This window comes from Phaeobacter sp. JH20_29 (assembly GCF_048056175.1).
Classification (GTDB): domain Bacteria; phylum Pseudomonadota; class Alphaproteobacteria; order Rhodobacterales; family Rhodobacteraceae; genus Phaeobacter; species Phaeobacter bryozoorum.
The window spans coordinates 152,853-178,196 of record NZ_JAYMWO010000001.1 but is presented as its reverse complement, the minus strand read 5'-3'; the positions used below and the strand labels follow the sequence as shown (position 1 = coordinate 178,196).

The window sequence follows — 25,344 nt, the reverse complement described above, 5'->3', positions numbered from 1 at the left end:
TCACCAAGCGGACGCTTTTTCTACCTAGAAACTCGTTTACGCCGAATTTGCAAAAAACGCAAAACCTATTATCGTAGGAATAAGCGTCCTGTCCCCGTGGGGACGTCGACAGGAATAGCGCGGCAATACCCTTTGTTTATCGGGCGATTGCGATTCGGTCGGGCTCCCGCGCCGCCGATGGGTTTTCTGGATACTCGACCCTGATATAGGGGGACGCGCCCAGAGCTGCCCCTGCATATTGGGGGACATTTTTCGATCAATAGGGGACAGCCTGTCTGTCACCCAATACCATGAATACCTATTTTTGATTCAAAAATGGAATTGGAACAGCCCCTCGGGCAACAGCGCTCTTGACAGAATCGTATCGCTGGACGCAAATCAGATAAACCAACCAAAGAACGTTGAGTTCGGATCAAAAGGACCCTGAGTTGCGACGCAGCGCAACCCACGGGCCACCCGGTCCGACAATGAACCCAACAGGATCTCGTGGCAAACATGAGACGACAGAGGCAGCCATCCACCATCGGATGGAGACAAGAGGGCAGCCATGCTTGCCAGCAAACCCGTCGGGCGTCAGGCCGCGGCACTGAAATACGATATCCTCACCGCAATGGGGACCTATGCCCTGTCTCTGGAGAAGGGGCCGCAGCGACTGGTTCTGCGGTTCATGACGCTGATGACCGCGCGCTACAACTGGCAACGCAATGAGCTGGCAGTCGGCCAGCGCGAGATTGCCCGCATGTGGTCCGTCGACGAACGCACGGTGAAACGCGAGATGGCCAAGCTGCGCGCACTCGGCTGGTTGGTGGTGAAACGGCAGGGCGCGCGGGGGCGGGTAACGGAATACGGTTTTGATCTGGAGCGGATCCTAGACGACACCCGCAGCTGCTGGGCCGCTGTCGGACCAGATTTCGATCACCGGATGCGTGGCAGCGATGAGCCGGAGAAAAACGTGGTGCCGCTGATGACCGGCACAACCGCGCCCGCACCTGATATCAGCGACGGTAGCGAGTGGAGCCTCGCGAAGGCGGTCCTGCACCAGGAAGACCCGGCCATTTACGCTGCCTGGATACAGGCGCTGACGCGGGAGAGCAGGGCAGGGGGCCGTCTGATCCTACGCGCGCCAAGTCGGTTTCACGGAAATTACGTCACCTCACATCTGCAGGAGCGGCTGCTGGCGGCCTGTCACGATATTGACGGGGATGTGGAGCAGCTGACCATCCTGTCCTAGATGCCTGTGAACCGGACCGGCAGGCACATGGAAAAGCCCCCAAGGCGGCACCTGGGGGCTCTTTGATCTTGCTGGGCGGGTGATTATAGCCGCTGCGGGATCCGGTCCTCAAACCGTTTGAAGGCGAGGGTGATCAGCCCGGCGATCACCATGTAGACAAGCGCCAGTAGCAGCAGCGGCTCATAGACGATAAACGTGTCAGACCGCACCCGCGAGGAAACCGCGTAGATGTCCAGAACCGTGATCGTGGCCACCAACGGTGTCGCCTTCAGCTGAAGGATGGTTTCGCCCCCAAGCGTTGGCAGGACGTTGCGCACCGCCTGTGGCAGCCAGATCCGGCGGAACATGGTGCCGCGTGGCATACCGTAGGCCTTGGCGGCCTCCAGCTGGCCCTTGGCAACGCCTGAGAAGGCCCCGCGCATCACCTCGCCCTCATAGCCTGCATAAGACAGGGTCAGGGCAAGCACCGCATATGGCCAGGCTTGCCGCAGATAGGGCCACAGTTCGCTGGACCGGATCCACGGGAACTGCGGGAACAGCGATCCCAGCCCATAATAGAGCAGCCATATCTGCAACAGCAGCGGCGTGCCGCGAATGATGGTGCAAAAAACCCGTGCGGGAACCGACAGATACCAGGGGCCAACCGCCTGGGCGAGGCCAAGCGGTACCGCCAGCGCAAATCCGAGGATACTGGTTACCACAAGGATCCAGATTGTCGTCCAGAGCCCTTGGAGCGCGAGCGGCGCATAGGCTGGAATCCAGTCCCAGCGCAGGGAAACCGCGCACCAGACAATGAGGCCTGCGAATAGCGCCATGAGGACAAGCCGGTGAGGCTGCATCAGAGGTTTCAGCACACTCATTGGCGGGTCTCCCGCAGGGAGGGCTGCCCACGTCTGGCCCAACGTTCAATCCAGTTGAAAATCACGCCAGAGCAGAGGGTTACCATCAGGTAAAGCGCCCCAGCCGCGAGGAAGAAGGTGAAATAGGCCCGCGTACTGCTGGCGGCCTGCCGGGTTTCCAAGGTCAGCTCGGCAAAGCCAACGATGGCCAGCAGGGCGGTGTCCTTGGTCGCGATCAGCCACAGGTTGGCCAGCCCCGGCGTTGCAAAACTCATCATGGCCGGGATGGTAACCCGGCGCATGGTCATGAAAGCGGGCATGCCATACGACCGGGCGGCCTCAATCTGGCCCGGCGGTACCGCCTTGATGGCGCCGCGCAGGACTTCGGTCGCATAGGCACCCTGCACGATGCCAAGCACCCAGATGCCTGCCACAACGCCGCTGATTTCGACCCGGCCATAGCCGAGGCCGGCGGCCAGCCTGTTGATCAGATCGGTGCCGACATAATAGAGGATCAGGATCAGCACCAGTTCGGGAACGGCGCGGATCACGGTGGTGTAAATGGCGAGCAGATCCCGCAGGATCGGCCCGCCATAGAGTTTTCCATAGGCCCCGAAAAGCCCGATAATCAGCCCCATGCCAAATGCGCCAAAAGCGATCTGAAGCGAATTGGCGAGGCCCCGTAACAGGTTGCCCCCCCATCCCGGCGGCGAGAGCGACAACAGCTGCGCGCTCTCGGCCAGACCAAACAGGTCGAGGAGTCCGGTCACGTTATGTCCTTACTCGGAGTAGATGCTGGTCGTGAAATACTTCGAGGTGATATCGGCATGGGTGCCATCGGCCAGGATAGCGGCGATCCCCTTGTTCAGGGCTGCCAGAACATCGGCGTCGCCTTTGCGCACGCCCGCGCCGACGCCTTTGCCGAGGATCGCCTCGTCATTGGCCACCGCGCCCTTGATCTCACAGCAGCTGCCCGCGTCCGAGCCGACAAAATCGGCCATGGCGATGCTATCGGCCTGGGTGGCGTCGATACGGCCGGCAAACAGATCCTGATTGGCCTCGTCCTGGGTCTGGTAGACGCGCAGTTCGGAATCTTTGAAGTATTCCTGCGCATAGGTCTGGTGAATTGTAGAGGCCTGAATGCCGATCACCTTGCCCGCCAGCGAGTCCGGGGTCGGCTCGATGTCCATGGATTTGTCGGCGACAATCACGGCCGGGGTGTTGTAGTAGGGGTCGGAGAAATCAATTGTTTTCAACCGCTCTTCGGTGATCGACATGGAGGCCATGATGGCGTCGATCTGCTGGCCGGTGAGGGAGGGTATGATGCCATCCCAGGCAACCGGCGTGATCACGCAGTCCAGTTCGGCGGCAGCGCAGACGGCATTGATAATGTCGATTTCCCAGCCCACCCACTGGCCGGATGAATCCAGCGAGGCAAAAGGCGGATAGGGTTCTGCGGCGACACCGATCTTCACCGGTTCGGCCTGGGCAATTGCCCCGCTAGCCGCCAGCAGAGTCGCAGCAAGAGCTGTGCGTTTGAGGTTTGATTTCATGGACATGACTGTCTCCCTGTTTTGTTATTTGTTTGTTCGAATGGCGAAATCATCCGACTGAGCTGAGGAACTGTTTGAGCCGCTCCGACTTTGGATTGCCGAAGACTTCGGCCGGCGGGCCCTGCTCTTCGATGCGGCCCTCAAAGAGATAGACAACATGGTTGGCAACCTCGCGGGCGAACTTCATCTCATGGGTGACCAGCAGCATGGTGCGCCCTTCGGCCGCCAGATTGCGGATGACCGCCAGCACTTCGCCCACCAATTCGGGGTCCAATGCGGATGTCGGCTCGTCAAACAGCATCACGCTGGGATCCACGGCAAGGGCGCGGGCGATGGCGGCGCGCTGCTGCTGGCCGCCGGACAGAAAAGCGGGAAAGGCATCCGCCTTGTCACCAAGCCCGACGCGGGCGAGCAGCTCATGGGCGCGGGTGATGGCCTGCGACCGGGGCACTTTCAGCACATGAACCGGCACTTCGATCACGTTTTCCAGCAGTGTGCGATGGGTCCACAGGTTGAACTGCTGAAAGACCATCGCCAGCCGGGTGCGGATACGTTCGATCTGGCGGCGGTCAGCGGGGCTTCCATCGGGGCGCATGGCGATGGTTTCGCCCGCGATGACGATTTCGCCGGAATTGGGTGTTTCCAGAAAATTGATACAGCGCAGCATGGTGGATTTGCCGGACCCGCTGCCACCGATAATCGCCACCACATCGCCCTGTCGGGCGGTCAGGGAGACACCCTTCAAGACCTCCAGAGACCCAAAGGATTTGTGCAGGTCGCTCACCCGGATCGCCTCGGTCCGTTCCGTGGCCCGGATGTTCGCGGCACCGGCATCCGACGCGGGGACTGGGGCTGTTGAATGCGGGGCAGGGCCAGCGGCAGCCGGATCGGGCATTTTCTATTGTCCTCATATTTCGGCTTGTAGTAAGGCTGACTTGGCGTAATTATGCAAGTGTATAATTACTGCATCCCAGCAACCATTCAGCCATTGGAGAGCCCGTGTCAGGTGAACGCCGGAAGTTTAAGCGTGCGACCGCAGAGGAGCGCAAGGACGCGCTGATTGCCGCAACGCTGGAGCTGGTGGCCGAAAAAGGCGTGCGCGGTGCCACCGTGCGCGACATAGCCGAGCGGGCGAATGTGACCCAGGGGCTGATCCGACACTATTTCTCCTCCAAGGAAGAGCTGATGACCGCGGCCTATGAACACCATATGGTCACCATCAGCGATCTCACCTATGCGCCGATCGCCGGGATCGAAGGCGACGCCCGGTCGCGTTTGGCGGGGTTCGTCGTGTCCTCGCTGCGCCCGCCCGTTGTCGAGCCGACCGCCGTGGCGCTTTGGGCTGGGTTTTTGAACAAGGTGCAGCAGGATCCCGACATGCGGCAGATCCACCAGCGCACCTATGATTATTTCCGCGACAAGCTGGGCGAGCTGATCGCCGCCGCGCTGGACGAGGCAGGGCGGCCGGTGGATACGGCGCGGCTGCATCATCTTGCGGTGGCCTGCAACGCGGTGATCGACGGGCTATGGATGGAGGGCGGTGCCTTGCCGGAGGCCTTTGACGAGGGGGAATTGCCTGCCATCGGATTGGAATCCGTCAGTGCAATTCTGGGACTGAATTTGCAGCATAAGGCGGAAGAGCCATGAGAATGACCGATGTGACCAAGCGGCTTGCGGGGCTTGGCGGGGCCAAATGGGCTGTGCATCTGACTGCGAGGGAGATGATCGCCGCGGGGGCCGATATCATCGAAATGACCATCGGCGAACCTGACGTGCCACCCCCGGATGTGCTGATGCGTACCGCCAGCACTGCGATGGTGTCTGGCCGGACCGGTTATTCGGACGGACGTGGTGAAGCGAACCTGCGCCAGGCGCTTGCTGCGCGTTATAGCGCCAGCACGGGGCGGCCTATAGGGCCGGATAACGTCCTGTGTTTTCCCGGCACGCAGACCGCGCTTTATGCGGTGCTGATGGGTGTGGCCCAGCACGGGGACGAGGTTCTGGTCGGCGATCCGATGTATGCCACCTACGAAGGAGTAATCCGGGCAAGCGGTGCCGATATGGTGCCCGTAGCGCTTCGGGCCGAGCATGGTTTTCGGATGCAGGCCGATGATATCGCCGAGAAAATCACGCCGCGCAGTCGCGCTATTCTGCTGACGACACCGCATAATCCGACCGGGTCAATTCTGACTGTTGAGGACCTTGATGCGATTGGACGACTGGCCGAGGCGCATGATCTCTGGATCATCTCTGATGAGGTCTACGAACAGCTGGTGTTTGAAGCGGCGGAGTTTGTCTCGCCGCTGGCGCGGGCGGCCTTCTCGGAGCGGGTGATTGTTGTCTCCTCGATTTCCAAATCCCATGCCGCACCCGGATTCCGCAGTGGCTGGTGCATTGCCAGTAAAGCCTTCTGCGACGGCTTGCTGCCGCTGTCGGAAACAATGCTGTTTGGTAACCAGCCCTTCATCGCGGATATGACCGAGGAGGCCGTGCGCGACGGATCACCGGTGGCCGCGGGAATGCGCAGGCGATTTGCCATACGTGCGGCGAAACTGGCAGAGCGGCTGCACCGCGACACGGCATTGCGGGTTCACAGCCCGCAGGCCGGAATGTTTGCGATGATTGACATCTCGGCCACCGGTATGGATGGCGATGCCTATGCGCAGGATCTGCTCAGACGGGGTGGGGTTGCGGTGATGCCGGGATCCTCATTTGGTGACAGTCTGCGGAGCTGGGTCCGGGTGGCGTTGACGATTGAGGATGAGGCATTTGACCGCGCGCTGACGCGGATCGTTGATCATGCCAGCCAGCGATCGGCGGAGGTGGCATGAGCAGGTCCGTCCAAGACGCGGCACCGCACACTGTCGGCGAAGCGCTGGTTGAGGCGCTGGCAACACGGGGCGTGCGCCATGTTTTCGGCATTCCCGGTGTGCATACGGTAGAGCTTTACCGTGGGCTGGCGCACTCAGACCTGCGCCATATCACACCGCGTCACGAGCAGGGGGCCGGGTTCATGGCCGATGGCTATGCGCGGGTTTCCGGCCGACCGGGTGTGGCCTTTGTGATCACCGGACCGGGGCTGACCAATACGCTGACGCCGATGGCGCAGGCGCGGGCGGATTCGGTGCCGATGCTGGTGATATCCGGGGTCAACGCGAGCGGCTCTCTCGGTCAGGGGCTGGGCCATCTGCACGAGCTGCCGGATCAACATGCGCTGGCGCAGCTGGTTGCGCTGAGGTCGGAGCATGTGGCGGCGCCGGAGGGTCTGGCGCGGGCGCTCGATCAGGTTTTTGCACCGGTTGACGGCAGCGCGTTGTCACGCCCGGGTCCGACCCATCTGCAGGTTCCGCTGGATGTTGCAGGGGCGGCGGCGGTCCAAACCGGCCAGTCGTCGGCAACTGATGTGAACAGGGCAGGGCCGTCCGCCGCGGATCTGGCCGCAATCAAGCAGCGCCTGTCGACAGCACAGCGCCCGGTGATCCTGGCAGGCGGAGGCGCGCGGTTCTGCGCCGATCAGTTGCGCCAGCTGGCGCAGCATCTGGGCGCGCCGGTGATCCAGACCGTTAATGCGCGTGGGGTGCTGTTTGACCATCCGCTGTCGGTGCCCGCAAGCCCCAGCCTCGCCTCGGTGCGGGGGCTGATCGAGACGGCGGATATGGTGCTGGCGCTGGGAACCGAGCTGGGGCCGACCGATTACGATATGTATGCCACCGGAGTGATGCCACAGATGCCGGGGTTGATCCGGGTTGATCTCTGCGCTGAGCAGTTGGCCCGACACCCGGCTGAGCTGGCGATCCATGCGGATGTGGCGGATGTTCTTTCTGCGGTTCTCGCCGATCTGCCGTCAGTTGCCAGCCCCTCCGGCGACTGGGGCCTCACACAGGCGGGTCTGACCCGCGCGGCAGCCTGGGAGGAAATCGGCGAGGGTTACCGCGCGCAGGTCGAGGTGCTGAATGCGCTGCGCGCAGCAGTTCCGGGGGCAATCATCGTTGGCGATTCTGCGCAACCGATCTATGCGGGCAATCTCTACTACGATCATGACCGCCCAGGGGGCTGGTTCAATGCGGCCACCGGCTATGGAGCGCTTGGTTATGCCATTCCGGCCGCGATCGGCGCCGCCGTTGCGGCACCGCAGACGCCGGTTATCTGCATCGTCGGCGATGGTGGCGCGCAGTTTTCCCTGCCCGAGATCATGACAGCCGTGGATGAAGCCTTGCCGATCACGTTCGTCGTCTGGAACAACCACGGCTATCAGGAAATTGCCCGCTCGATGCAGGAGGTCGGCGTGGCTGCGGTGGGCTGTGATCCGACACCGCCGGATTTCGCTGCGGCGGCGCGGTCCTTCGGGATCTTGCATCGGGCGGTTTCCGCCGATCCGCAAGAGGTTGCCGCGGCCATCAAAGACCGCGCCGCGCAGGCAGGCCCCAGCATCATTGAGATCATCACGCCCAAATACGTGCCGACACAGGCTACAAAGGACTGAGACATGACAAACCCAACATATGAATTCTCCCGTGCCATCACCCGCCGTCCCGCGTCCAGTATCACCGACGGCCTGCGGGCCGAGGATATAGGCACGCCCGATCTGGACCGGATGCTGGCCGCTCATGCCGATTATGTTGCCGCACTGAAAAGCACGGGCGCCGAGGTGATCGAGCTGCCGCCCCTTGAGGCCTTTCCCGATGCGGTGTTTGTTGAGGACACCGCCCTCTGCCTGCCCAAGGGCGCGGTTCTGATGCGCCCCGGCGCGCCGTCGCGTCTGGGGGAGGTGGCCGAGATGGCACCGACCCTGCGGCAATGCTACGGCGAGCTGCGCGAAATCAACGGTCCCGGCTTCATCGAAGGCGGCGACATTCTTGTGACGGACCGCGAAATCCTTGTCGGTCGTTCAGCGCGGACCGATGCGGCCGGCGTGGCGGAACTGGCAGAGATCGTGTCTGACTGGGGCCACAGCCTGCGCGAGGTTTTCACGCCAGAGGGCGTGCTGCATTTCAAGACCGACTGTTCGCTGATGGACGGTGAGACCATCCTTGCCACCAAACGGCTGGACGCATCGGGCTGTTTTGAAGGCTACCGCGTGCTGCATGTCGCCGAGGGCGAAGAGGCTGCGGCCAATGCCATCCGCTACAACAAACTGGTGATCATGGCGGCAGGTTTCCCGCGCACCGCCGAGATGCTGGATCGCGAAGGCTATGAGGTTGTTCAGATCAGCAATACCGAGTGCGCCAAGCTGGATGGCGGCATGTCCTGCCTTTCGCTGCGCTTCTGAACTGGCCCAAAGGGTGGATCTCTCCCGGTTTCGGGAGGGATCTGGCCACATGAGGTTGAAACCTGGCGCCGCCGCCCCTTATGAAAGGCAATCGGGCAGACAAAGACCATTGAGGCGGCGGTATGAGCGGGACAGAACGGATTTGCGTGATCGGGCTTGGCTATGTCGGTCTGCCGCTGGCGGTGGAATTTGGCCGATCGCGCCCGGTAGTGGGCTTTGACATCAGCGACGACCGGATTGCGGCGCTGCGCGCAGGGCAGGACAATACCCGCGAGATCAGCGCCGAGGCGCTGGCGGCTGCGTCGCATCTGACATTGACCAGCGACCCGGCAGAGATTGCCGATTGCACGATCTTTATCGTCACCGTTCCAACACCGATCGACAGCAGCCGTCGCCCGGATCTGACGCCACTGCTGCGGGCGTCTGAAACGGTTGGTGGCGTGCTCAAACCCGGCGATCTGGTGATCTATGAATCCACGGTCTATCCCGGCGCCACCGAGGAGGACTGCGTCCCGGTTCTGGAGCGCGTGTCCGGGCTGACATTCAATCGCGATTTCTTTGCAGGCTACAGCCCCGAGCGGATCAATCCCGGCGATAAGACGCGGCGTCTGCCGGATATCGTCAAGGTGACCTCCGGCTCAACGCCTGAAATTGCGGCGCGTGTCGATGCGCTCTACCGGGAGATCGTGACGGCGGGCACCCATCAGGCCGAGAGCATCCGCGTCGCCGAAGCTGCCAAGGTGATCGAGAACAGCCAGCGCGATATCAACATCGCTCTGATCAATGAGCTGGCCAAGATTTTCAACCGCATGGATATTGATACCGAAGCAGTGCTGCGTGCTGCCGGAACCAAGTGGAACTTCCTTAACTTTCGTCCGGGTCTGGTCGGGGGCCATTGTATTGGGGTCGACCCCTATTACCTGACCCACAAGGCAGAGCAGCTGGGCTATCACCCCGAGATCCTGTTGGCAGGGCGGCGGCTGAATGACGGCATGGGAGCCTATGTGGCGAGCCAGATGGTCAAATCCATGCTGAAACGCAAGATGGCCATTGCCGATGCGCGGGTCCTTGTGATGGGGTTGACCTTCAAGGAAAACTGCCCCGATCTGCGCAATACACGGGTTATTGACGTGGTGCGCTGCCTTGAGGAATACGGTCTGACGGTGGATGTGCATGACCCCCATGCCGATCCAGATGAGGCGCGGCAGGAATACGGCGTCAATCTGGTGACAACTCCGCAGCCAGGGGCCTATGACGGTTTGGTTCTGGCGGTGGCCCATCAGGAATTCCGCGATATGGGGGCCGCGCAGATCCGGGCCTTGGGTCGGGACCATGCGCTGCTGTACGATCTGAAGTATGTGCTGACGCCGGACCAGTCCGACCTGCGGCTCTGACCGGCCGATCAGGCTCTGAAGCGGGCTATTTCGGGACCTTTGGCAATTTGCCGCCGCGCCAATAGGCGCCGGTGTCTTCCCGCAGGGTCTCGTAGGTGCGGAACCTGTCCTGCGCCGCCTCTCCTCCGGCATCGACCAGATGGGTCAGCAGACAATCAAGCACTGCCATCGCGCCGCCATAGCCACCAAAAGGATGCAGCGTATTGTCGGCCACCAGCAGCAGGTGGTCGGGCTGCAATCCGGGCGCGATTACCTCGCTATCTGAGATGAGGATCAGCGTCGCGCCTTTGTTGCGGGCCTGTCTCAGCGCTTGCAGTGTCTCCGATGAATATGGCGCGAAGGTCATGGCAATCAGGCAGTCCCCGGCGCCGATATCCATCAGCTCGTCCACGGCGGTGCCCATGTGGCGGGGCACCAGATCAAGCCCCGGCAAGGCCATTCGTCCGACGTAGTGGAAGTAATAGGCCAATGCGTAACTGGCGCGGGTTGCAGTAACATAGCATCGTCGCGCCGAGGTCAGCGCCGCAACGATGGCCGCAGTGCGCCCGGGGGTCATCAGGCGCAGCGAGCGGGCGACGATGTTCACCTCATTGCGGGCGATGCGGCCATGGCGGGTGGTTTCGGGGGCCTGTTCCAGCCGATCGAGCCAGCCAAGGCCCAATCCGCCCTCACGCTCGGTTGTCAGCGCGGCCCGAAAGGGCGCGCGCAACGCCTCGAAACTGTCAAATCCAAGATGTGCGGCCAGTCGCACCAGAGAATTCGCGCTGACCCCTGCCTTGGTCGCCGAGACACGGATCGGATCAAGACCAAAGTCGCCGGGGGTGTCGATGATGTATTTCGCCGCCGCCGAGAGGGCGGGGGGCAGGCTGTCGATCTCGGTCTTCAGCTGGTCGAGCAGGCGATGGGTCTGTCGGGGATCAAGATGCGGGTCCATGGCCCCAGTTCAGACCGTTTGCGCGAAAAGATGCAAGATGGAACATATGTTCTGCCCCTGCCTTTGAGACCGGAGGGTCAGGCAGGGGCAAAAACGGATGGTGGATCAGGCCGAGACCTGTTGCAGATCCGGCGTCTCGCTCGGGGTGATTGAGCCGTCCTCGCCAACCATGATCAGCTCACCATGGGACAGCTGGTCGAGCCCCTTGCAGGCCACCAGCATCAGGATGTTCTTTTCCCGCGCGACAATCGCCATATGGCTAAGCCAGCCGCCCACCTCGCTGAGGACAGCGCCGGAGCGCTGGACATAAGGAAGCCAGGCCGGGTTGATCATGCGACATGCCAGGATGTCGCCGTCCTGAAACCCGTCAAAGACCTCCGGGCCGATGGCGGTTTCGTCTTCAACCCAGAATACGCGGGCCTCCACGGTGCCGCTGCCGGCGACACAGGTGCCGCCCAGATGCCCATCAGCGGACCCCGCCTGCACGCCGAGCGAGAGCAGCTCGCAGTCACGCAGGGTGAGGCTGACATCGGTTGGCGCCGAGGCCTTGCGCAGATCTTCGACGTGTTTGCGGCTGGCGGCGTGCTCTTTCAGCAGCTCAGGTTGGGTCCAGTCGCCGGTCATGATCTCTTCCATGGTCAGGTAGAAGATCAGATCCTCCAGCTCGGTGTCGATCCCCAGGGCCAGCAACGCCCGGCGCAGCTCCGCCAGAACCCGCAGTGCCTCGTGTTTGGCCTGTTCCTTGAGGTCCTGATAGGCGATCGCAAGCTCTAGCGTGTCGCGCAGATCTTCCGGCAGGTTTGCCGGAGTGGCCACGGTGCCGCTGATCGGCTCAACCGAACTGTCGAGCAGGGAGGCCAGCAGGCCGGGTGCTTCGCTATAGCGGGGTGCCGACAGTTCGTAATCAAAGATCGAGCGATGCCCCATCAGCAACTGCGCATGGGTTTCTGCATTGGCACCGATACAGGAGGCCAGCAGGCTGGACGGGGCGTGGGGCAGTTCGGCGTGCATCAGATGGGCGCGCAGGGCCGGATCGCCTGCGGCGGCGGCGCTGGCTTCGCCCATGGTAAAGCCTGCGACAATATTCACCTTCTCCGCCTCGACATAGATGTCGGTGACAAAGAGATCGCGCAGGGTCGCAATCGCCTCGAGCTGTTTCTGGCGGGGCAGGGCGGTGTAGTCCACAGCCTGCCAGAACGCCAGCTGATCGGTGAGCTGGGGCAGCACTTCCTCGCGCATGCGGGTGATCATCGGGCGGGCCTGCCTGCGCAGCTGCTTGGCCTTGGCGGCGGTCAGTTTCAGCGTCATCTGCTCTTTTAGGCCGACATCGACGTAGGTCTTGCCAAAGAGGTTCACCAGATGACCCGCCCGGCCTTCCGGCAGGTTATAGGGGACGCTCAAGGCGCGGCAGGCCAGATCGACGCTGCCGCCCGGCGCCCAGAGGCTGCCCATCAGCGAGAAAGACAGCGGGGTCGGGCGCGGCAGCACTTCGGACATCTCATCCTGTTCCAGCAGCGGCTTGTCCGGATCCACCCCGGCGTAATGGTCCAGCAGATCGCGCCATTCCTGAAGCCGGATCCGCTCAGCTTCGGTTCCAAGCGACAGGGTGGTGATGTCGCGGCTTTGCACGATCTGGAACTGGCCGTTTGCATAGGCCCATTCCACATCCTGCGGGCAGCCAAAGGTCTCCTCGATCTGGCGGCCAAGCGCCAGCAGCGGCGCCATGTCCAGCGTCTGGTCCTGATCTTCCGCCGCTGGCAAGCCCGAATAGCGGCCAAAGCGCAAGGACGTCGGGGTGACGCGGCCAGAGACCAGATCCTCGCCGCAGCCTTCGACCCATTCGATCATGCACATGCCGGGGGCCATCGGATCCTGGGTGAAGAGAACGCCGGCGTAGTCTGCCTGCACCATTTCCTGCACTACAATGTTGCCCTGATCGGTGCTGTCGCCCTCGCCCGAATAGCTGGCGGCGCGCTCGGACGAGAAGCTGGTCACAACTTCATCCAAGGCGGCGCGCATGGTCTGCGCGGTGACGTCCAGCACGGATTCGAACACTCCAGCAAAACTCTGGTCAGCGCCATCTTCGTTGCTGGCCGAGGAGCGCACGGCGACCGGCTTGCCGCCAGCCAGCCGATAAACATATGCGGCAAATGCGTCTTTTCGGGCGTCGGGCATCTCGCGATAATCGTGAATTGCATCGGAGCGCAAGACCACGCCGCCCGGCACCGGTAGCCCTGCGTTTTTGAGAATGGACAGGCGCAGGGCCTTGTTGCCGGCGTGCTCCAGCTCCTCGGTGTAGCCCATCGGGATCACACCGCGCGGCAGTTTGGCGAGGCGGCGCTTGTGGGCGCGCAGCGACAGCGCCTCAGCCAGTTTGCGGTGCATGCCGGTGACATAGGCGCGCTGCATCAGCAAGAGCGTCAGGCTGAAGCAGAGATAGGCATTGGCGGCGCCCGAGAGGCTGAACACCATGGCAAAGAGCGCGGGCATGCCCAGCACCATCCACAGGGTTTTCTGGCGCTTGGTCTTGGCCACGGCCCACAGCAGATAGATGGCGGCGAGGGCGCAGAACAGCACCGGCATGATGAACAGAGGATCGGGCGCTCCGAGATCCGCCATCCACAGGAACGGGGTCTGAAGGCTGACGCTGGCCTCTTGCGCGGCGGAGACGCCCAGCATCATCACCGGCAGGAACAGCAGCGCGGTGAGGTTCTTCATCGGCGTCAGGCCCTTGTCCTTGTAGAACGCCTGCACCGCGCGCGCCTTGCGCACCGGGTCATGGGCCAGTTTTTCCTTCAGCGCCTTCATCTCATCGGCGGTCTCACTGGTGGTGATCTGGTCGCGTTCAGATTTCAACGCCACTGGCAGGATCATGATCCGGGTGATCAGGGAGAGGGCGAGCAGACCCAGCAGGATATGGCTGCGCTCATGCACCCAGAGCAGCGCGGCGGCCAGCGCCGAGATCGCCTTGTCCCAGAGGCCGCTTTGCTGATCGGCAAGCCAGGCCTGCACATGAGGCTTCGGCTTGGGGGCTACAAAATACTCCCATGGCAGGGTGTAGCGGCCACGGAAATTGAACCCTTTCTGCGACAGCTCCAGCCCCAAAACCTGGCTCATGAAACAGCTGCGACGGTCGTAGCAGGCCGCCAGCGTTGGTTTGGTCGGATCAAGTTCACTGATGCGCTGCATCAGATCGGCGGTTGTCATCTTGCGGATCGGAATGTTCACCGCGCCGGGAAGGTGGCCCGCCTCAAAATCCCCGGGGTAGCGGGTATCGACGATCTGCAGGTCCTCGGTGTTCATCAACTCGGTGAAATCCGCAGTGCTGAGCAGCACATCACGACCGGGATATTCCGGAATGGCACGCAGGTCAGAGAGGGATTTCACGTCCTTGTCAGAGAACGCGCGCCCTTCGACAATCCATTTCTCGATTCCGCCGGCGATGAAGCTGCAGTCGATGCCCATCGCCGCCAGCTTGGCACAGGTTTCCGAGCTGCGGTTGCCGTTATGGCAGAACAGCACGACCTTCTGGCCGGGTTTGACCGGCTGGCTCTCGACGAAGTCCGGAAAACGGATATGGGTCGCGCCGGGCAGGGTGCCCATGGCGTTTTCGCCGGTTTCGCGGATGTCGTAGAACAATGTGTTGCCATCCTCCAACGCGGCGGCGGCGTCGGCTGTCGACATCGCAAGCGGATGATCTGACTGGCGCGCAAAACTTGTCTCTTTCAGCGCCGCGTCCTTGATCTTGGTTCCGTCAAACTGCGCCGGCCGCATGAGGGTTGCCTGCAGGCGCGCCTGCTCCGCCGCCCGCTGGCTGCTGAACTGCCAGTAATTCATAACGGCCAGTGTCAGCGCCGCCAGCACCAGACCGGTGATCAATCGGACCGGGTAACGTGTTGCCACCGCAGAGCTCTTCGGCTTCAGACCAAGCTTCGCCGCAACCACCGCGCCGAGACCCGACATCATCGCGATCGCCACGGCCAGCACCTGCGACAGGGATGATACCGATCCGATCACCAGTTCCGGTGAGGGAATGGCCCAGGCAGCAGCGGGGGCGAAGCCGGAAAAAAGGGCGGCCGCAAGCAATAGGCGGGGAACGGGTCTGCGGGAAATTATGTGGTTTTTGATCACGGGAGGTCCTGCCGGGCTTCTGCCCGATCTTCAAATTTATGATGAATTTTATAAAAGAGCGCTGAAATCGTTACTGAAACGTTAATATTCATGCCACGCTCTGAGGCGAGCCGTAAAATTATTTATACTATTTCAGGGCCACTTAACCAAATTTTCTCACTATTCAGGGTAAACAGATGCGCGAGACCACCGATCGGGCAGCGCCTGGATTCAGACTGGAGACGATGATGCATACCGCTTCGAAACATCATAATAAGCCAGCCGGCATGGGCCGCCTGTGGTTGGTATTCTGTGTCTGTCTGATGGCGCTGCTGGCGCCGATGACAGCACGCGCCGAAATAACCCTGACGTTTGGGACCTATGCCGCGGATAAACCGACGGTAACGGTTAAGAAATACCGCCCCTTCCTGACGTTCCTGTCGAACCGACTGGGCGAGGTGCTGGGCGAAAAAGTTGTCATTCGGATGACAGTTGCCAAGGAATATCAAGAGGGTATCGACCAGCTCGCCAATGGCGAGGTGGATTTCGCGCGTTTCGGTCCGGCCTCTTATGTGCATGTGATGAAACAGAACCCCGACATCAGGATCGTTGCCATGGAATCCAAGAAGGGGCGCAAGCGTTTTAAGGGTGTGATCGTCGTGCATCGCGACAGCACCATCACTCAACTGTCGGATCTTGCGGGGCTCAGCTTTGCCTTCGGGGATGAGTTGTCGACGATCGGGCGCTACCTCGCCCAAAGCCAGCTGCTTGAGGCCGGGATCGACAGCGGTGATCTGCATACCTATGAGTACCTCGGCCGCCACGATCTGGTGGGGGAGGCAGTTGGCGCCGGAAAATTCACGGCAGGTGCCCTGAAAGAGAGCACCTACAAGAAACTGATCGCCAAAGGGGTGCCGATTCGGATCTTGGCGAGCTTTGATAATGTGACAAAACCCTGGCTTGCATCCTCGACCCTCTCGGAGGAGGTGCTGCTGGCCATGCGGGAGATCATGCTGTCGTCAGAAAATGAAGAGATCGTGCGCCGAGTGTCCAAAAACGGCTTTCTTCAGGGGGCCGACTCCGACTACGACCTGATCCGCGATGCGATGGAGCAGAGCCAGGCATTTTAGCGTCGTCACCGAGGTCTCCTATGAAACGTACGGGCATACTCTTTCAGATCGTCTTGTCATTGTCGCTGGCTGCCCTGCTGGTGGCGGTGGCGATCGGCGATGTTGCGCGTCGCTACGAGACCCGCAACCTGCAGGACCAATTGAAAGAGCAGGCTGAGCTGACCATCTCGTTGCTGAGCGGGCTGATGCTTGAATCGATCATCGTCGAAGATGTGCCGGTGCTGGAAACCGGATTGACCGAGGCGATTACCCGCAATCCCAAACTCCTGAAGATCCAGATCCAGGATAGCGCGGGTACTCCGATCGCGGAGGCGGGCCGTACGGATCAGGTGGGGCCGGATGACTTTGTGATGTATGACCGCCCGATCACGCTCGACGGGTTCGATTTTGGCAATATGGTTGTTCACTGGTCTACCCGTGAGGGGCAGGCAATGGTTCAGCACAAGGTCAGCCAGACCATCATGTGGACGGTGGTGGCCGTGGCAGTGCTGTCCATTCTGGTGCTGATACTGGTGAGCGTGCTGGCATTGCGCCCATTGCAGATCATTCACCAGCGCATGTCGGATGCGATCGCCGGCTTGTCGAACCGGCAGGCCCGGCTGCCCTGGTTTGCCTCGCGCGAGTTTCGGGCCTTGGATTTCTCCGTCGGTGTGCTTGAGGATACCTTTGAAGAGCGGGACGAGCGTGAGTACGCATTGGATGAGGCGCGGAAATCGGCTGATATCGCCAACCGGGCCAAATCCGAATTTCTGGCCAATATGTCCCATGAAATCCGCACTCCGATGAATGGCGTCATCGGCATGGCGGAACTGATCCTGGAGACGGATCTGGACGAAGACCAGACCATGTATGCCGAGACGATTGCCAAGTCTGGCTCGGCGCTGCTGACGATCATCAACGACATTCTGAATTATTCGAAGATCGAGGCGGGCAAGATGGAGCTGGACCGCGCGCCCTTCAACTTGCAGACCGCAATTGAGGACGTCGTGACACTGTTGTCGCCCAAAGCCGCAGAGAAGAATGTCGAGGTGACACTTCGCTATGATCCGAACCTGCCGGAATGTTACGACGGCGACGTTGGTCGTATCCGCCAGATCCTGACCAATGTGGCGGGTAACGCGGTGAAGTTCACCGGCAGCGGCTATGTGTATATCGAGGTCTCAGGCGAGTCTGAGGATGGCTACACGGATCTGCGTATTTCGGTCACCGATACCGGCACCGGCATACCGGAGGACCGGCTGGACCTGATTTTCAATGCCTTTGAGCAGGCCGACGGAGCCGCGACCCGCAATTATGAGGGCACCGGACTGGGCCTTGCGATATCCACGCGCTTGCTTGCGCTGATGGGCGGTCGGATCTCTGTGCGGTCGGAACTGGGCAAGGGCTCGGTGTTCACCATTGAGCTGCCACTGCGGATCCGGCCCAACCAGCCGAAGCCTGCTCAGGATGAGCGGGATTTCAAGGGGCTGCGGGCACTGGTTGTTGATGATCTGGAACTCAACAGGATTATTCTGACTGAGCGGTTGGCGACCTGGGGGGTGAAAAGCATCGCCGCCGGATCGGCCCATCAGGCGCTGGAGATTCTGCTGGATGCACGCCACGACGGTGTGCGTTTCGACGTCATTCTGCAAGATTTCCAGATGCCGGGGATGGATGGGAAAGAGCTGGCAGAGCGGATCCGAGATATCCCGGAATATCGCGATCTGCCGATCGTTATCCTGTCCTCGGTTGAAAATACGCTGGATCGGGCAGCACGCGAACATCTGGGTCGCTGCGAAGTTGCGCTGAAGCCACTGCGTGCAGCGCAGCTCCAGTCGGTTATGAGTCGGGTGCTCGAGATACCCGCCGATGCGCCTCAGGACACGGTTGTGCCACCGGTCGCGGATGATATGGAGGCCATACCGCAGGTGAAACTGCTGCTGGCGGAGGACAATCGAACCAACCAGCTCGTCGTATCACGCATGTTGAAGGCGGCTCCCATCGAGGTCTTGATCGCCGCGAATGGTGAGGAGGCGGTGACCATGTTTGCGGAACACCAGCCGGATATCGTGCTGATGGATATGATGATGCCGGTCAAAGACGGGATAGATGCGACGGCTGAAATCCGTCAGCTCGAACGGGAGCAGGGGATGCGCCGCTGTCCGGTCGTCGCGTTGACGGCAAATGCCCTGCAGTCCCACCGCGAGGAATGCCTTGCCGCAGGCATGGATGACTTCCTGAGCAAACCGATCAATAAGAAGGCCCTGCTTGGAGCGGTAAGCAAATGGGTGGAATGCGGCCCGTTGCTGAAGACCGGAACCTGACGCCACCTGATGGCACCGGGCGCCAGCCGACAGAACCGCCGCGATCAGGCAATAACCCCATGGTTGACGGCGACCGATTGCTGATCCGGCCTGCGGTGTTTGCTGATGAGGGTTTCCTGGCGCATCTTCCTGGTGCTGCGGCGTTGCCTCAGGCTCGGCTGAAGAGCTGTTTGAGGCTCGAGAGGGCAAACAGGCTCGCGGCGAGGCAGACAATTGTCGGCCCGGTGGGCGTGTCGAACATGAACGCCAGTTGCAATCCGCCCAACGCCGAGATCGCGCCCGTGATGGCTGCAATCACCGTCATGCGTTCCGGTGTCGCGGCAAACGGGCGCGCGGTGGCGGCCGGGATGATCAGCATGGCTGCAATCAGCAGAACTCCGACAACCTTGATCGCTACGGCGACCACAACCGCCAGCGCCAGGGTCAGCACCAGTTGTTCGCGGCGCGGATCAATGCCTGCGGCGTAGGCCAGATCCGGGTTCAAGGTCGCGGTCAGCAAGGCGGACCAACGCCACCACAACAGGGCCACAACAAGGATCGCGCCGCCCCAGATGATCATGAGATCCTGACCATTGACCGCAAGGATATCGCCGAAGAGATAGGCCATCAGATCCAGCCGTACACCATGCAGGAAAGAGACGGCCACAAGACCAAATGCCAGCGATGAATGAGCGAGCACCCCGAGCAGCGTGTCAACGGCATAGCCCCGACCGCTGAGGGTTGAGACAACCGTCGCCATGATCAGTGCCATGGCAAGGACGCCGACAAAAATCGACGTGTCGAAGCTGAGCGCAATTGCGATGCCGAGGATGGACGCGTGGGCCGTGGCATCACCAAAATACGCCATCCGTCGCCAGACCACGAAACAGCCCAAAGGGGCCGCCGCAAGGGCAACACCTACGCCTGCAAAAGCGGCGCGGATCAGAAAGCTGTCGAAGATTGTCATGACTGTTGTCTCACCAGATCGGGCGTTGCAGGTTGCGGGTCATGCGCGTGATCATGACCGCAGCTGTGATCATGGGAATGATTGTGTTCGTGCCGGTATAGCGCCAGAGCGCCCTGTGTGCCGGTGCCGAACAGCGCCCGGTATTCCGGGGCGGAGGCGACATGCGCAGGCGCGCCTTCGCAACAGATATGACCGTTGAGGCAGATCACCCGGTCCGATGCGGCCATAACCACGTGTAATTCGTGACTGACCATCAGAATGGCGCAGCCCAGATCGCGGCGCAGCTGTTCAATCTGCTGGTAGAAGGCGGCTGATCCGGGCTGGTCCAGCCCCTGCGTGGCCTCATCAAGGATCAACAGCTGTGGATCGCACAGCAGGGCGCGCGCCAGCAGAACTCGCTGGAACTGACCTCCCGAAAGACCGGTCATCTGGCGTTTCATCAGCTGCCCGGCGCCCGCTTGCTCCAGCGCTGTTCGTGCTGCGGCGTCGGTCACGGGGCTGGGCAGGCTCAGGAAGCGGCGCACTGTCAGCGGGAGCGTCGGGTCGATATGCAGTTTTTGCGGCACATAGCCGATCCGAAGTCCCGGTGCCTTTGACACGGTGCCGCGGGTGGGACTCAGCGCGCCGATGATGGTGCGCAAAAAGGTCGATTTGCCGGAACCATTGGGGCCAACGATCGTGACAATCTCTCCGGGGTTAATGGCAAAGTCGACGTTGTGCAGCACGGGGTTTGCATTGTGGCGTACGGTGACGCCGTCCAGATTGACCAGTGTCATTGCGCGTCGTCCTGCTGGCATTTGGGGCACAGGCCCTCGGCCTCCATCACCGTCCGTTCGATCAGGAATCCTGCCTCGCGGGCGGCAGTTCCCAGACGACCGTTGGTGGTTTGCGAGGGGGCTTCGGCAACCGCGTTGCAGGTGCGGCAGATCATGAAGACCGGCGCGTGATCGTCGCCGGGATGGCTACAGGCCACAAAGGCGTTGAGTCGTTCGATCTTGTGCACAAAGCCGTTCTTCACCAGAAAATCCAAGGCGCGATAGGCGATTGGTGGCTGTGATCCAAGCCCTTCGTCGCGCAGGATGTCGAGCAGATCATAGGCGCCCATGGCGCGATGGGCCTGGAGCAGGATTTCCAGCACGCGGCGGCGTACCGGGGTGAATTGCAGGCCATGTGCACGGCAATGGGCATCTGCAACGGCGATACCGTCGTTTATGCAATGGCTGTGGTCGTGCGCATGAAATCCGATGGGGTCCATCTGAGGCTCCGTTGGGCGGTCTCTCTTTCGGGGTTGATATGTTATGTTATGACGTTTATCAACCGCCGTAATGTTATACAATTACATGAGGCCATCATGGGACATCTCCGCTATCTTGCAATTGCCGCAACTGTCTGTACCACAGCGACGACAGCTCTCGCCGAGGTTCCGACGGTCGCGGCTGATATCACGCCAGTCCATGGCCTCGTCTCGCGGGTGATGCAGGGGGTTGGTGCCCCTGAGCTTGTGGTGCCGCCCGGCGCTTCGCCGCATAGCCACGCGATGCGCCCCTCGGAAGCGCGGGCATTGGATCAGGCGAATCTGGTGTTCTGGGTTGGCCCGAGGCTGACCCCATGGTTGGAGGGGCCTATCGCGACGCTGGCCTCTGACGCCACGGTTATTTCCCTGCTTGAGGCTGACACAACGCGGCAGCTGACGGTGCGTGACACAGTTCAGTTCGGGCGCGGTGATCACGATGAGCACGCAGAAGAACACTCCGATGACCATCATGAGGGGCATGGGGATGACCACAATGATGCCCATCACGATGAGGAGGGGCACGACGATCACAGCCACAGGCACGAGCCGGGAAGCCTGGATCCGCATGCCTGGTTGATGGCGGAGAACGGCAGCGCCTGGTTGCAGGTCATCGCCGAGGCCCTGGCTGAAGCCGATCCCGACAATGAAGCGCTATACCTGCGGAACGCCACAGAGGGGCAGGCTGAAATTGCGGCGGCGACCGCTGAAATCTCCGCCAAACTGACCCCGGTTGCGGGCAAGCCGTTTGTGGTTTTTCACGATGCTTATCAGTATTTTGAAACCGGGTTCGGTGTTCAGGCCGCCGGTGCGATCTCGCTCAGCGATGCCTCTGATCCAAGCCCGGCGCGGATCGCGGAGATTCGCGCGACGGTCCAAGAGATGAAAGTGCAATGTGTGCTGTCAGAGCCGCAGTTTAACCCGGGCCTGGTTGCGACGGTTCTGGACGGTACGGAGGCGCGCACAGCTGTTGTTGATCCACTGGGTGTAACGCTGGATCTTGGCCCGGATTTCTATCCGAAGCTTCTGACATCTGTCGGGGCGGCCATCGCCAGCTGCTATTGATCAGCAGCTGGCGATCTTGAGCCCGAGCGTTCGGCCAACAGATGGATCAGCGTGGCCCCTGTTTCGTAATAGGCGCCACGCAAACCTGCGAAGGGCAACCGGTGATGGTGGCTCAATGGGACTGGCAGCTGGGATGGGTCTTCACCAATCAGCGCGTCTGCCATGCGTCTGCCAAAGAGCGTGCCGGGACCGATGCCCCGGCCCGAATATCCAAAACAGGCAAACCCTTGACCAAGATCTATAATCTTGGGGATGTGCTCCGTTGTCATGGCGATTTTGCCTGCCCATTGCGTCTCGAGCGGGTAGTCTGCAAGAGCAGGGAACATGCGCGCCAGTTTGCGCCGCAGCCAGTTGCTGTGCACACGGCCGGCTGGGTGTGAGAGTTCCCCCATGCCGCCGATGATCAGTCTCCCCGCACGGTCGCGGCGCCAGGAAGACATGATCAGACCCGTGTCCCAGCAGCCTTCGCCGTGCGGCAGGATCTCGTTGGCCAAATCATCGGGCAGCGGCGCTGTTGCCGCCTGAAAATAGCTGACCGGAATAGACGCCGGTGCTGCGTAGCCCGCGATGGGTTGCGGATAGGCATTGGTCGCCATGATCAGATGTCTGGCGCGCACCGTGCCACCGGGCGTCGCGACGAGCCAGCCAGTGGCGTGACGGTCAAGAGTCACGACCGGAGACTGGGCGTGCAGACGGGCCCCCTGGGCCATCGCGGCGCGGGCCAATCCGATGGCATAGGCCAGCGGTTGAATCGTGCCGGCACGGGGGTCGAACAACGCGCCATGGACCGCGTTGCTGCCGACCCGAGCAATTGCTTCGCTGCGCGACAGCAATCTGACCGGAGCGCCAATCGCAGCCAGCTGTCGGTGGCGATTGTGAAGATCCTTCAACCCAGAGGGCGCATGGGCGCAATGCAACGTTCCATTATGGACCGGTTCACAGTCGATCTGATGGGTCTTGATCAGATCAAAGACAGCTGCGGGCGCTGCTGCCAGCAGCTCCGAAAGCCGCGCGCCAGCCACAGTTCCCAGTGCGGCGTTGATCTCTTCTGGCGGCAGCCAGAGACCGGCGTTGACCAGCCCGACATTCCGCCCGGATCCGCCTGCGCCAAAGCTATCGGCCTCCAGCAGGCAGACATCAGCACCCATCTCTGCTGCGCGCAAAGCGGCGGAGCATCCGGTGTAGCCGCCGCCGATGACAACGAGATCGGCCGAAACCTCGCCGGTCAAAGCGGGGGCCGAGAGCACCTCGCGGGTGGTTTCCTGCCAGAGGCTGCGACCCGGCTCGTGCGTCATGACCGACGGCCTTCAACCTCGGGAGACGTCGTCTCGATTGTCTGGTGCTGCACTTGCGCCTCCCTCCTTGGCGTGACGGGTGTCGGACACCGTTTGCTGATGGCCTGTCACCCTTCGGGCATACCGCAGCGACTGGCCTCTGCCGAGAGAAATCAGCAGAGGGCACACGGTTTACCGTGAGATTTCATTCGGCATATGTTTGCCCGTGTGCGCACCGCCCACGTCCTCGGGTGCGACGGACACGGATTTAACGATAGCATGGCACTGTGTCCCAACCGCGAGGTTCAGCGCAACGGCAGATCGTCGGGTGACCCGCGCCAACAGGGCGCCGGCGGGCGTCTGCAATGATATCATAATACCCGGTCCCCCGCCGCTGCGCAGGGCGGTGATCCGGCCCGGAAGAATGTTCAGCGCAGACAGGCCGATGGGGCGCTCACGCGAGAGGATCACCTCGTGTGCCGATATTCGCACACGCACGGTTTGACCCGGCGGATGTGGCACCTGCGGCAGGAACAGCGCAATGCCACCGGCATTCAGTTCGCTCAGCCCATCTGGATGGTGCTGCTCAACGACGGCCTGAAGGATAGCGCCCGCGCCGCGCACGCCGGTCGGCATGATGGCCGGATCAGCGAGGACAACATCGGCAGGACCAACGCGACTGCATGTTCCATCCTGCAGGGCGACCACTGTCGTTGCCAGGCGGGCAACCTCGGCAACGGAATGAGTCACATAGAGTATCGGCACCGAGAATTCGTCGCGCAGCCGCTCAAGATAGGGCAGGATCTCTGCCTTTCGCGCCTCGTCCAACGCGGCAAGAGGCTCATCCGCCAGTATCATGTCCGGTGCGGCCAGCAATGCACGGCCAATGGCCACGCGCTGTTTCTCGCCCCCGGAGAGATGTGTCGGGTGGCGTTTCAGCAGCCCGCCCAGCCCTAGCATGTCGACCACGGTGTCAAATGGCGCTGCCTTACGGTTCTTGCCGATAAACCGTTGACCGTAAGAGAGGTTTTTTGCCACCGTCATATGCGGGAAGAGCCGGGCATCCTGAAAGATATAACCGATGCGGCGCCGATGAGGCGGGATGTTGATGTCGGCACCGGTGTCCAGAACAATGCGATCCTTTACGCGGATCTTGCCAGTGGCCGGTTTCAAAAGACCTGCGACCGCGTTGGTGACGGTCGTTTTCCCGGCGCCTGAGCGGCCAAACAGGACGGTCACCCCGGCTGGCGCTGCAAAATCGACATCAACGGCAAGTTGCCCCAGTTGATGGGTGAGCTTGACCTCTAGCATGTGGCGCCCCGCACACGTTTTGCCACCCGTCGCGCCAGCCATTCGGAGGCCAGCAAAGCTGCCATGGCGATGACAACGGAGACGATCACCAGACGCAGCGCGGCATTTTCACCGCCAGGAACCTGCAGGAAGGCGTAGATCGCCGAGGGAATGGTCCGCGTCTGGCCGGGGATGTTGGAGACGAAGGTGATTGTTGCTCCAAACTCGCCCATCGCCTTGGCAAAGCCAAGCACAGCACCCGCAAGCACGCCGGGCAGGATCAGGGGCAGAGTGATGGTCACGAAAACCCAGAACCGCGATGCGCCAAGCGTTGCAGCGGCCTGTTCCAATCTTGGATCTACGGCCTCCAGCGACAGGCGCATGGCGCGCACCATCAGCGGGAACCCCATGATCGCGGCGGCGAGCGCAGCGCCGGTCCAGCGAAAGGCAAATGTGATCCCGACCGCATTCAAGGCCGTGCCGACCGGGCTGGGGCCGCTGAACACAATCAACAGAATGTAGCCGGTCACCACCGGTGGCAGGATCAGAGGCAGATGGACCACCCCGTTCAGCAGGGCCTTGCCCCGAAACTGCCCGCGCGCCAGCGCCAGCGCCACCATCAGCCCCACAGGAAGCGACAGCAGGGTTGCCCAGAACGACACTTTCAAGGACAGGGCGACCGCCTGCCATTCCTCGGGACCAAGCCACTGCATGT

At 61.6% G+C, this 25,344-nt stretch carries 21 protein-coding genes; 9 read left to right on the top strand and 12 right to left on the bottom strand.

Translation table 11 applies throughout. The features are described 5' to 3' along the window. Positions 1-547 precede the first annotated feature (547 nt). On the top strand, positions 548-1,231 hold the full coding sequence (locus tag VWZ85_RS00855; RefSeq protein WP_416535360.1) for a DnaA N-terminal domain-containing protein: 684 nt from the start codon (positions 548-550) through the stop codon (positions 1,229-1,231). An 83-nt stretch (positions 1,232-1,314) separates the two neighbouring features. Here VWZ85_RS00855 and VWZ85_RS00850 read toward each other — a convergent pair whose 3' ends face one another. The 4 genes from VWZ85_RS00850 to VWZ85_RS00835 are packed head-to-tail and all read right to left on the bottom strand — an operon-like array spanning position 1,315 to position 4,518. Continuing rightward, positions 1,315-2,091, bottom strand: a complete 777-nt coding sequence (locus VWZ85_RS00850) for an ABC transporter permease (protein WP_416586464.1) — start codon at positions 2,089-2,091, stop codon at positions 1,315-1,317. Continuing rightward, positions 2,088-2,840: an ABC transporter permease gene (locus VWZ85_RS00845; protein ID WP_340547739.1), complete on the bottom strand. Its 753-nt coding sequence runs from the start codon at positions 2,838-2,840 to the stop codon at positions 2,088-2,090. Before VWZ85_RS00845 ends, VWZ85_RS00850 begins: the two co-directional genes overlap by 4 nt. Positions 2,841-2,849: 9 nt before the next feature. After that, on the bottom strand, positions 2,850-3,629 hold the full coding sequence (locus VWZ85_RS00840; RefSeq protein WP_340547738.1) for a transporter substrate-binding domain-containing protein: 780 nt from the start codon (positions 3,627-3,629) through the stop codon (positions 2,850-2,852). Between the two features lie 43 nt (positions 3,630-3,672). Further along, entirely contained in the window at positions 3,673-4,518 is an 846-nt protein-coding gene (locus tag VWZ85_RS00835; protein WP_416586461.1) for an ABC transporter ATP-binding protein, read from the bottom strand. Positions 4,519-4,622: 104 nt separating this feature from the next. Between VWZ85_RS00835 and VWZ85_RS00830 the strand changes: the two genes are divergently transcribed. The 5 genes from VWZ85_RS00830 (at position 4,623) to tviB (ending at position 10,286) form a co-directional block, all read left to right on the top strand. Further along, on the top strand, positions 4,623-5,270 hold the full coding sequence (locus VWZ85_RS00830; protein ID WP_340547736.1) for a TetR/AcrR family transcriptional regulator: 648 nt from the start codon (positions 4,623-4,625) through the stop codon (positions 5,268-5,270). Next, positions 5,267-6,454 (top strand): pyridoxal phosphate-dependent aminotransferase, encoded by a 1,188-nt coding sequence (locus VWZ85_RS00825; RefSeq protein WP_416586458.1) that lies wholly within the window; start codon positions 5,267-5,269, stop codon positions 6,452-6,454. Before VWZ85_RS00830 ends, VWZ85_RS00825 begins: the two co-directional genes overlap by 4 nt. Continuing rightward, positions 6,451-8,106, top strand: coding sequence for a 5-guanidino-2-oxopentanoate decarboxylase (locus VWZ85_RS00820; protein ID WP_416586455.1), 1,656 nt, complete (start codon positions 6,451-6,453; stop codon positions 8,104-8,106). Before VWZ85_RS00825 ends, VWZ85_RS00820 begins: the two co-directional genes overlap by 4 nt. Positions 8,107-8,109: 3 nt before the next feature. Further along, a complete protein-coding gene (locus tag VWZ85_RS00815; protein ID WP_416586452.1) occupies positions 8,110-8,892 on the top strand; it encodes a dimethylarginine dimethylaminohydrolase family protein in 783 nt (260 codons plus the stop codon). 122 nt (positions 8,893-9,014) lie between these two features. Further along, the gene (tviB, locus tag VWZ85_RS00810) at positions 9,015-10,286 is read left to right on the top strand and encodes a Vi polysaccharide biosynthesis UDP-N-acetylglucosamine C-6 dehydrogenase TviB (protein WP_416586450.1); all 1,272 of its coding nucleotides are present in this window, start codon (positions 9,015-9,017) and stop codon (positions 10,284-10,286) included. A 25-nt stretch (positions 10,287-10,311) separates the two neighbouring features. Here the strand turns inward: tviB and VWZ85_RS00805 are convergent, their stop codons facing one another. Next, on the bottom strand, positions 10,312-11,220 hold the full coding sequence (locus VWZ85_RS00805; protein ID WP_416586447.1) for a MurR/RpiR family transcriptional regulator: 909 nt from the start codon (positions 11,218-11,220) through the stop codon (positions 10,312-10,314). A gap of 105 nt (positions 11,221-11,325) precedes the next feature. Further along, entirely contained in the window at positions 11,326-15,186 is a 3,861-nt protein-coding gene (locus tag VWZ85_RS00800) for a PEP/pyruvate-binding domain-containing protein (RefSeq protein ID WP_416586531.1), read from the bottom strand. A gap of 431 nt (positions 15,187-15,617) precedes the next feature. On the opposite strand from VWZ85_RS00800, the gene VWZ85_RS00795 reads away from it, so the two are divergent. Together VWZ85_RS00795 and VWZ85_RS00790 are read left to right on the top strand one after the other, a co-directional pair. Continuing rightward, positions 15,618-16,460, top strand: coding sequence for a PhnD/SsuA/transferrin family substrate-binding protein (locus tag VWZ85_RS00795; RefSeq protein WP_416548366.1), 843 nt, complete (start codon positions 15,618-15,620; stop codon positions 16,458-16,460). 20 nt (positions 16,461-16,480) lie between these two features. Then, positions 16,481-18,763 carry a response regulator gene (locus tag VWZ85_RS00790; RefSeq protein WP_416586444.1) on the top strand — a complete coding sequence of 761 codons (2,283 nt, stop codon included), beginning with the start codon at positions 16,481-16,483 and terminating at the stop codon, positions 18,761-18,763. A 148-nt stretch (positions 18,764-18,911) separates the two neighbouring features. On the opposite strand, the gene VWZ85_RS00785 is transcribed toward VWZ85_RS00790, so the two are convergent. From VWZ85_RS00785 to VWZ85_RS00775, 3 genes are read right to left on the bottom strand one after another with little or no spacing between them, the layout of a single operon-like run. Next, positions 18,912-19,709 (bottom strand): metal ABC transporter permease, encoded by a 798-nt coding sequence (locus VWZ85_RS00785; protein ID WP_340547728.1) that lies wholly within the window; start codon positions 19,707-19,709, stop codon positions 18,912-18,914. Next, positions 19,706-20,485, bottom strand: coding sequence for a metal ABC transporter ATP-binding protein (locus VWZ85_RS00780; RefSeq protein WP_340547727.1), 780 nt, complete (start codon positions 20,483-20,485; stop codon positions 19,706-19,708). Before VWZ85_RS00780 ends, VWZ85_RS00785 begins: the two co-directional genes overlap by 4 nt. Continuing rightward, positions 20,482-20,964, bottom strand: a complete 483-nt coding sequence (locus VWZ85_RS00775) for a Fur family transcriptional regulator (RefSeq protein ID WP_340547726.1) — start codon at positions 20,962-20,964, stop codon at positions 20,482-20,484. The genes VWZ85_RS00780 and VWZ85_RS00775 overlap by 4 nt, the downstream gene beginning before the upstream one ends. Positions 20,965-21,060: 96 nt before the next feature. On the opposite strand from VWZ85_RS00775, the gene VWZ85_RS00770 reads away from it, so the two are divergent. After that, on the top strand, positions 21,061-22,065 hold the full coding sequence (locus tag VWZ85_RS00770) for a zinc ABC transporter substrate-binding protein (protein WP_416586441.1): 1,005 nt from the start codon (positions 21,061-21,063) through the stop codon (positions 22,063-22,065). Here VWZ85_RS00770 and VWZ85_RS00765 read toward each other — a convergent pair. The 3 genes from VWZ85_RS00765 to modB all read right to left on the bottom strand — a co-directional run bounded on the left by VWZ85_RS00765 (position 22,059) and on the right by modB (position 25,342). Then, on the bottom strand, positions 22,059-23,360 hold the full coding sequence (locus tag VWZ85_RS00765; RefSeq protein ID WP_416586438.1) for an NAD(P)/FAD-dependent oxidoreductase: 1,302 nt from the start codon (positions 23,358-23,360) through the stop codon (positions 22,059-22,061). The two genes, VWZ85_RS00770 and VWZ85_RS00765, sit on opposite strands and share 7 nt — an antisense overlap. Positions 23,361-23,531: 171 nt before the next feature. Further along, a complete protein-coding gene (gene modC / locus VWZ85_RS00760) occupies positions 23,532-24,650 on the bottom strand; it encodes a molybdenum ABC transporter ATP-binding protein (RefSeq protein WP_416586436.1) in 1,119 nt (372 codons plus the stop codon). Continuing rightward, the gene (gene modB, locus VWZ85_RS00755) at positions 24,644-25,342 is read right to left on the bottom strand and encodes a molybdate ABC transporter permease subunit (RefSeq protein ID WP_416586434.1); all 699 of its coding nucleotides are present in this window, start codon (positions 25,340-25,342) and stop codon (positions 24,644-24,646) included. Before modB ends, modC begins: the two co-directional genes overlap by 7 nt. Positions 25,343-25,344: the final 2 nt, after the last annotated feature.